Consider the following 7,351-nt stretch of genomic DNA (forward strand, 5'->3'; position numbering starts at 1 on the left):
ACAAAGCCTCTTTCCCCGAGTTCTTTGTTTGTGTAGAGACTAGGGCGCGCCTGGCGCTGGTTCTTCGATGGCCCCGCGGCGGTTCGCAACCAGAGGCACGGTGAGCATCGCCCGGATGCCACCGTAGTGTGCAGGAGGTATCATGTTTGTTAGCCCGACCCCAAATTCACGACCGATCGACCAAGGCTCGACGCCCACGATCCGCTGGCTCGCAAGGTCGGCAAGTATGCTCGCGCTTTGCGCCCTGTCCGTCACTGCCAACGCCCAGACTCCCGCGCAAGCGGGACACGCCGCACCGGCGCATTCGCCTCCGGCTCCGGCGGCTACCGGGCACGCTGTCGGACCGATGGCAGCCGGTCAGGCGCACGCGCCTGCGCATCACGCCCCGGTGCAGGGGGCCCCAGCAGCCTATTCGGCACCTGTCGCGGCAGCCGCGGCCGCTCCGACCACCGGACTCATGGCCACCAAGCTCGAGCTCGGTGGGTTTGTGAAGGCCGACTTCATCTATAACTCGGCCTCCCGGGCAACCTTTGGCGGCGGTGAGGATCTGTTCGAGTTCCAGACTCTTCCCGGCGCGATCCCCACTACGGATGCCGATGACGGCGGGGCCAACATGACCTTCAACCCCAGGGAGACCCGGATATGGATGACCGCCACCACGCCTACCGAGCTGGGTGACGTCATCGGCTACATCGAGTTCGATTTCTACTCGGTCAGCCCGCGCAACGCCTTGGGCAACGAGCGCCTGACCAACAGCGCCCTGGGCCGGCTGCGCGTCGCGCGCGTCAACTTCAAGGGTTTCCACATCGGCATGGACTGGACCAGCTTCATGTACCATCCTGCCCGACCCGAGAAGGTGGACCTCGGCTCACCTGCCTTCCGCATCTTTATCCGACAGAACATGCTCCGGTATGGGGGATCCCTCGGGGAGAACGCATCGTACAACGTTGCGCTGGAGACCCCGGAGACGACCATCTTCAACCACATGGGATTCGGAGCCAGCGCCGCTGGCCTCAGGGAGGCCGCAGGGATGGTGGTGCCCGATCAGGACCGGCTGCCTGATGTGATGGGGCAGATCAACTACGAGCTCGACAAGTTCAAATTCAGCGTCATGGGCATCGCGCGAGAGCTCCGCATCAACGCAGGCCCCATGATGGAGAGCACCGCCATCGCCTTCGGCGGCCAGATTGGGATCAGGATCGACACGATCGGCAAGAGCAATTTCCGCTTGCGTGCTGCAGCCGGACCCGGCCTGGGCCGCTACGTTGCCAACAACGCATATGCGGGCGCCTATCTGGCCCCGAACGGGGACCTCAAGCCGATCAACATCTGGGGCTTTACCGCCTCCTACCAGCAGTGGTTGACCGACACCATCCGGCTTAACATCTCGCCCTCCTACTCGGCGGCCCTGAACAACCCAGACGTCGCGGACCCCGCGTTCATGAGCTATGCGGGTATGAACAAGAGCCTGCTCTCGATGCACACCAACATCATCTGGAACGTCACCAAGAAATGGTATGTGGGCATCGAGCATGTCTTCGCCCAGAGGCAGCGGGAAGCTGGCCCGGGCACGGCAGCGGCGGATGCCGAGGGAACCCTACACCGCGTCTTCGGCTCCACCCGCTTCAAGTTCTGACGACTCCAACGCCGACCGCCACAACGGCCCAGGTATTCGATCCGAATATCTGGGCCGTTGTGCCTGAATCGACAAGCAGTCTATGGATGCACTGGTGGCCGAGTTATTCTTCCGCGAGCCCCTAGTGACCTTGTGATTGGTGCTACCAGTACCCGTCCCGAAACTCGGGACCAAGCGAGGCGCCGCTGGCATGGGTGACGCGAGCCCGGACGCCCTGATCGGTTGCATCATCCGCGGGCGGTACCGGATACTCGAGCCCCTGGCGTCCGGTGGCATGGCCCAAGTGTACCGCGCCGAGCAGCGACCCTCGGGACCGATGGTCGCTGTGAAGGTGCACCAGGGCTCCGAACAGTCGCCCGAGCGGGATCCGTCGGTGCAGCGCTTCGTTGCCGAGGCTGCGACGCTTGCGAAGCTGCACGAGCCCCACACCGTCCGCGTGCTCGATTATGGCCAGCACACGCCGGGCCTGTGCTTCATCGTCATGGAGCTGATCGAAGGCCGGACGCTCAGCGAGATCCTGCAGCAAGAGGGAGCGCTCGATGCACAGCGTGCATTGCGGATCGCGATCCAGATCGCGCGCGCGCTACGCGAGGCCCATGCCATCGGGGTGATCCACCGAGATCTGAAGCCCTCCAACATCATCATGACGCAACGTGGCCACGAACGGGACTTCGTGAAGGTCGTGGATTTCGGACTATCCAAGGATCTGAATCAGCCGCTCGACCTGACCGCGACCGGCACGTTTTACGGCGCGCCCCCCTACATATCACCCGAGCAGGTCAGCGGCACCGACCAGGACCAGCGACTCGACATCTATTCGCTCGGAATCATCCTCTACCAGATGTTCAGCGGTCGCGTGCCGTTCGATTATCCCAAAGCGCTCGATACGTTAATGGCGCACATGGAAAAGCCGGTCCCGCCGCTCACGATCCACGGCCAGCCCGCACCTGAGCTGCTCTCGGCCCTCGTCTTGCGTTGCCTTGCCAAGACTCCGGACGGTCGCTGGCCATCCATGCAACACCTGCTGCCTGAGCTGGAAAGGGCACTACAAGACCTGCAACCAGCCCCGGATCCGGCAGACACGGATTCGCAGCAGACTCTGGTGATGACTGCTACCAGGGACGCCGTCCGAGCCGCGGGGCACGCAGCAGCTGACACGCAAGACACCCGAGTCATGACGGCGCTCGAGCAACGCGCCCTGGCAGAGCACCCGGCACCAGCACGGCGCCCGGCACCAGCGCAGCCAGCCGCTCGCGCGAGCTGGAAGTGGCTCGCTCTGTTGGCCGGTTGCGCGCTGCTGTGGGCACTGTGGCGCCTCTTTTCGAGTGGGTAGCTTGAGCCGCGAATCCTCGAGGAAGCCCTCGCCTACCGGCACATGACCGTGGCGCGTCGCGCGAGGCGAGCCGCAGGGACGCGCGGCTCGCGGTGTTCCTCGGGACCGTGCTAGGCTCTTGCTCGCACAGGAGAGCTTGCAGTGATTCCGTTAGAACGACGCAGACCCCGGGCCAGTAGCTCGGTCCAGACCGGCTCGGTCCTATCATCGTTCAGCTTCTTGGCAGCGCTCGCGGGCTGCAGCACCCAGAGCCCGGCGCTGCCACCGCCCGTGACCGGGACGGGGGGACCCGGAAGTGCCGGAGCCGGAGCTTCAGGAATCGGGCTCGGAGGCGCCGGTATGCCCGGCACCGCAGGCCCTGCAGGAGCGATCCCGCAGGCCGGCGTGTCAGGTCAACTGCCTGCACCGGCAGCTGGAATCGGCGGCGGCTTGCCACCTGCAGGCGGAGCGGGAGGCGCTCCAATCGCGGGTATGCCCCCGGCGCCCTGGAACCCGCCTATACCGCCGCCGCCGCCGGAGCCGATCCATTTGATCCCCAAGCCGAACCAGATGACCACGTGCCCGGGCACGTTCTTGCTGGCTCCCGTTTCGCAGGTCCTCGTGGGCGGCGACTTCGCGCAGAGTCAGCCCGTCGCGGACTACCTGGCGTGGGAGTTCCGGCGAACGACAGGCTACATGCTGCCTGTTGCGCCCGCGCCGGGACCGCAGCTGCCGCCGTACTCCGTGCTCGTGACCACCGAGGGGGCCGATCCTACGCTGGGTCCAGAGGGGTATCTGCTCGACGTTTCCGAGCAGCACGTCGTCCTGCGCGCAACCCATCCTCAAGGCTTGTTCTATGCGGTACAGAGTCTGCGCCAGCTGCTGCCTGCTGCTATCGATGCAGCCCAGGTCAGCGTGCTGCCCGCTTGGCCGATCCCGTGCGTTTCCGTGCGCGACAAGCCACGATTCGCCTGGCGCGGTCTGATGCTGGACGTCTCGCGGCATTTCTTCCCCAAAGAAGAAGTCATGCGCTTCATCGACCTGGCGGCGCGCTTCAAATACAACACGCTCCACATCCATTTGACCGACGACCAGGGTTGGCGCATCCAGATCGACCAGTACCCGAGGCTGACGCAGATCGGCGGCTGCCGTGAGGCAACTTGGAACTTCGAACACGGCAAACGCTTCAGCCCGAGCGACCTGAACAGGACCCGATACTGCGGTTTCTTCACGAAGAGCGACATCCGCGAGATCGTGAGCTTTGCGCAACAGCGCTACGTACAGCTCGTGCCCGAGATCGACATGCCGGGACACATGGTGGCCCTTTTGGCTGCGTACCCGGAACGCGGGCACAATCCGGCCAGCCCACCCCCTGTGCGCACCTTCCCGGGAGTTTCCACCACGATCATCAATCTGGAGCAGCAGACTTTCACCTTCCTTGAAAACGTGCTTCGCGAGCTGTTCGAGCTCTTCCCCGGTGCATACGTCCACCTCGGCGGGGATGAAGTTCCCAAGCAAGAATGGGTGAATAGTCCGGTCGCGCAGATGCGGATGCAGCAGCTGGGCATCCCGATCGTCAACGACCCCAAGGATGCTGGTTGGCACAGGCTTCAGGCCTGGTTCACCGAACGCATGAATGACTTCGTCCGCGCCAGCGGCCGCATACCCGGCGAATGGGACGAGGTCCTCGATGGCATCGAGAACCAGCCAGGTGGAGCAAACTTCGGTAAGCGAGTCGTTTTCGCCTGGCGCGGAGACAGCAGGGGCTCGACCCGGAAGGCTGCCCAGCTGGGTATCGACGTGGTCGTCTGCCCCAATTCGACCTATTACTTCGACCACTATCAGACGCCCCACAAGCCCGGTGATCCCTGGTCCATTGGCGGCCTCAGCACGCTGCGCGAAGTCTACGACCACGACCCGCTTCCAGGGGGCCTCACGCCGGCACAATTGCACCACGTGCTGGGCGTGCAAGGAAACCTCTGGACCGAGTACATTCCCGACCGGAATCAGCTCGATTACCAGACGTATCCGAGGGCGCTTGCGTTGGCGGAAACGGGCTGGACGGAACAAGCACACAGGAACTGGCAGGACTTCCTCGTGCGCCTGCCTGCACGAAAAGCGCAGCTTGCCGCGCTTCAGGTGAGCTACTTCGACGAGCCCCCAGGCTTTGCTTGGAGCTTGCCGGGCCAAACCGTGTTCCGCATCGATGTGAGCACCGCGATCCAGCACAGCGGCACGTACACGGCTACCTTCGCATACGAGCGGGGCGCTCACGCTTTGGAGATCGACTGGGTCGCCCTGGAACAAGATGGAGTCGAAGTGGATCGCGATACCCACTACGGAAGGACCGGCGCGCGCACGGAAAACAACGTGTATGCACTTCGCCTATTCAATCACCGCCCTGGCGCCGCGTACACCATCGTGGCTCAGGTCCGGGGGGACGGTGGCAGCGACTCGCACGGAAGCCTGTACATCAGGCTAGCCCCGTAGTGCCGCTGCTGCGCCTCCTAACATGGCATTCGCCTCTGTCGACCACAAACACGCCCAATCCATTCCACCAAGTATGGACCGTGTGATCGCCGGGCAGCTCTCGCTGCCGGAACCTATCGCAGCCAATGCATGTGTGCCTGCCGCTTTCAAGGAAGGCTACGTGGCGACCAGCACGCCCTGCATCAGGCCCGCGTGACCCGGAAAGGTGCACACGAACGGATACTCGCCCGGGCCCGGGAGCTCGAACTCGATGGTGGCAGACTCGCCGGGGCCGAGCAGCTTGGTATGGGCGATGATCTTCGACTTGTCGTCCGGTATGTAACCGGTCTTGACCGCGGTCACGGTACCCTGGGCAAAGGCCATGGGATCGGTGCCGCTCACCAGCACCACGAAGTTATGCCCCATGGCCTCCTTGGGCATCTGGCCGATGTTCTTGAGCTCGACCTTGACCTTCGTGCCCTGTACCTCGATGCGCTTGGCGTTGTACTGCATCGTGTCGTTGCCGGTCATGCGCACCACACCTTCGGCGTCGGGCTTCGCGACAACGTCTGCCGGTGGCGGCGTCGGCGCGGGAGTGGGCGCCGCAGGCTCTACCGCTGGCTCTGCTGCAGGCTTGGCAGGCTCCGCTGCAGACTTGGCAGGCTCCGTGGCGGGCTCGGATTTATCGCAACCACCGTAAGCAACCGCAAGGGCGACGACGAACGTAACGGCTGTGAGACGACGAGACATGGGACCTCCAGCAAGGGCATCTTGGGACATCCCCTTACTATCCCAAAGGCCGGCGGTAGTCCAACGTTGATGGCGCAACCGTTCACCGAGCGCCCGACCTCCAGGAGCCTGCGGGGCTAGGGAGTGCCTTGAAGACGATTACAGGGCAGTTGATCTGAGCGAAGTGGCGCGTTTCAGGTGGCCAGGACCAACGTGAGGCGGCAGGGTTCGGACGCTGCGTGGGCGTGGACGCCCTGCGTGGACGTAGCCGGATCCCACTCGTGACCGAGCTTGGTGAGCATCTCAACGATACGGACGATCAGTTGCTTGGACTCGCCGGTCTCGGCAAACACCCCGTCGCCTGGTGATCGCGCTGAACGACGAAGAGATCGACGTTGCTTGGACTCGCCGGTCTCGGCAAACGCCCCGTAGCGGCTACACGACCATCCTCGGTAGGAGCGCATTGAGCTTGGTCATGATCCAGTAATCGCGGTCGAGGCCGCTGGCCAGAGCGACCGCCTGGGGCGCGATTTCCTCACGCTCCGGTCCTACCAAGGTGGCAACGTCTCCAACCCTCACGCTCGGCTCATCCCCCACTTCGATTATGGTGTGGTTCGAGCTAACGACCGCGATTACCGGATACAGACGCTCGCCGACCAGGACCTGGGCGCCGTCGGCAGCCTGCCTGGGGTAGCCATCGGTGTGACCAACCGGCAGCGTAGCCACCCACACGGGGCGAGTCGCACGGTAGCGGTGATGGAAGCTCACCCCCTCCCCGATTCGCAGTCGCTCCACCCGCACGACCCTGGCCTTCAAACGGAACACGGGCTGCAGATCCATGACCGTGTTGCCCGACGAATCCTGACGGTAGTTCGGCATCCCGTAGATTGCGCCCCCGGGACGGATCAGGTCGAGCTCATGCGAGGCGGGAAGACGCACGACCTGGTAGGAGGGAGCGCCGTGCAGCAGACCCGTGCCGATACCTTTGGTCCTTATCTTGGCGATCAATTCGCGAAACCGCCGCAGATGCTCGCTATCGAAGCCGGCACCGTCGCGAACGGCTCCGGAAAACATCGTATACATCCCCTCGAACCTTGCTGCCCCGCTTGCAGCGAGATCCTCGACCCACGGCAGCGCCCGATAGTAGGGCATTCCCACGCGGTTCATGCCCGTATCGATATACACGTGCACGGGGATGCGATGCC

The 7,351-nt window shown here is 63.9% G+C and carries 6 protein-coding genes; 3 read left to right on the forward strand and 3 right to left on the reverse strand.

Annotated elements, in window-relative coordinates; translation table 11 throughout:
* Nucleotides 1-226 precede the first annotated feature (226 nt).
* The 3 genes from MJD61_00940 (at nucleotide 227) to MJD61_00950 (ending at nucleotide 5,438) form a co-directional block, all read left to right on the forward strand.
* A complete protein-coding gene (locus tag MJD61_00940; protein ID MCG8553846.1) occupies nucleotides 227-1,636 on the forward strand; it encodes a porin in 1,410 nt (469 codons plus the stop codon).
* 190 nt (nucleotides 1,637-1,826) lie between these two features.
* On the forward strand, nucleotides 1,827-2,969 hold the full coding sequence (locus MJD61_00945; protein ID MCG8553847.1) for a serine/threonine protein kinase: 1,143 nt from the start codon (nucleotides 1,827-1,829) through the stop codon (nucleotides 2,967-2,969).
* 549 nt (nucleotides 2,970-3,518) lie between these two features.
* Entirely contained in the window at nucleotides 3,519-5,438 is a 1,920-nt protein-coding gene (locus tag MJD61_00950; protein MCG8553848.1) for a beta-N-acetylhexosaminidase, read from the forward strand.
* A gap of 156 nt (nucleotides 5,439-5,594) precedes the next feature.
* Here the strand turns inward: MJD61_00950 and MJD61_00955 are convergent, their stop codons facing one another.
* From MJD61_00955 to MJD61_00965, 3 genes are all read right to left on the reverse strand, one after another.
* The gene (locus MJD61_00955) at nucleotides 5,595-6,167 is read right to left on the reverse strand and encodes a plastocyanin/azurin family copper-binding protein (protein MCG8553849.1); all 573 of its coding nucleotides are present in this window, start codon (nucleotides 6,165-6,167) and stop codon (nucleotides 5,595-5,597) included.
* Nucleotides 6,168-6,340: 173 nt separating this feature from the next.
* A complete protein-coding gene (locus MJD61_00960) occupies nucleotides 6,341-6,499 on the reverse strand; it encodes a hypothetical protein (GenBank protein ID MCG8553850.1) in 159 nt (52 codons plus the stop codon).
* A gap of 82 nt (nucleotides 6,500-6,581) precedes the next feature.
* On the reverse strand, nucleotides 6,582-7,351 hold a 770-nt coding region (locus MJD61_00965), incomplete at its 5' end, for an alanine racemase (protein ID MCG8553851.1).

The sequence above is a fragment of the Pseudomonadota bacterium genome (genome assembly GCA_022361155.1).
GTDB lineage: Bacteria > Myxococcota_A > Polyangia > Polyangiales > JAKSBK01 > JAKSBK01.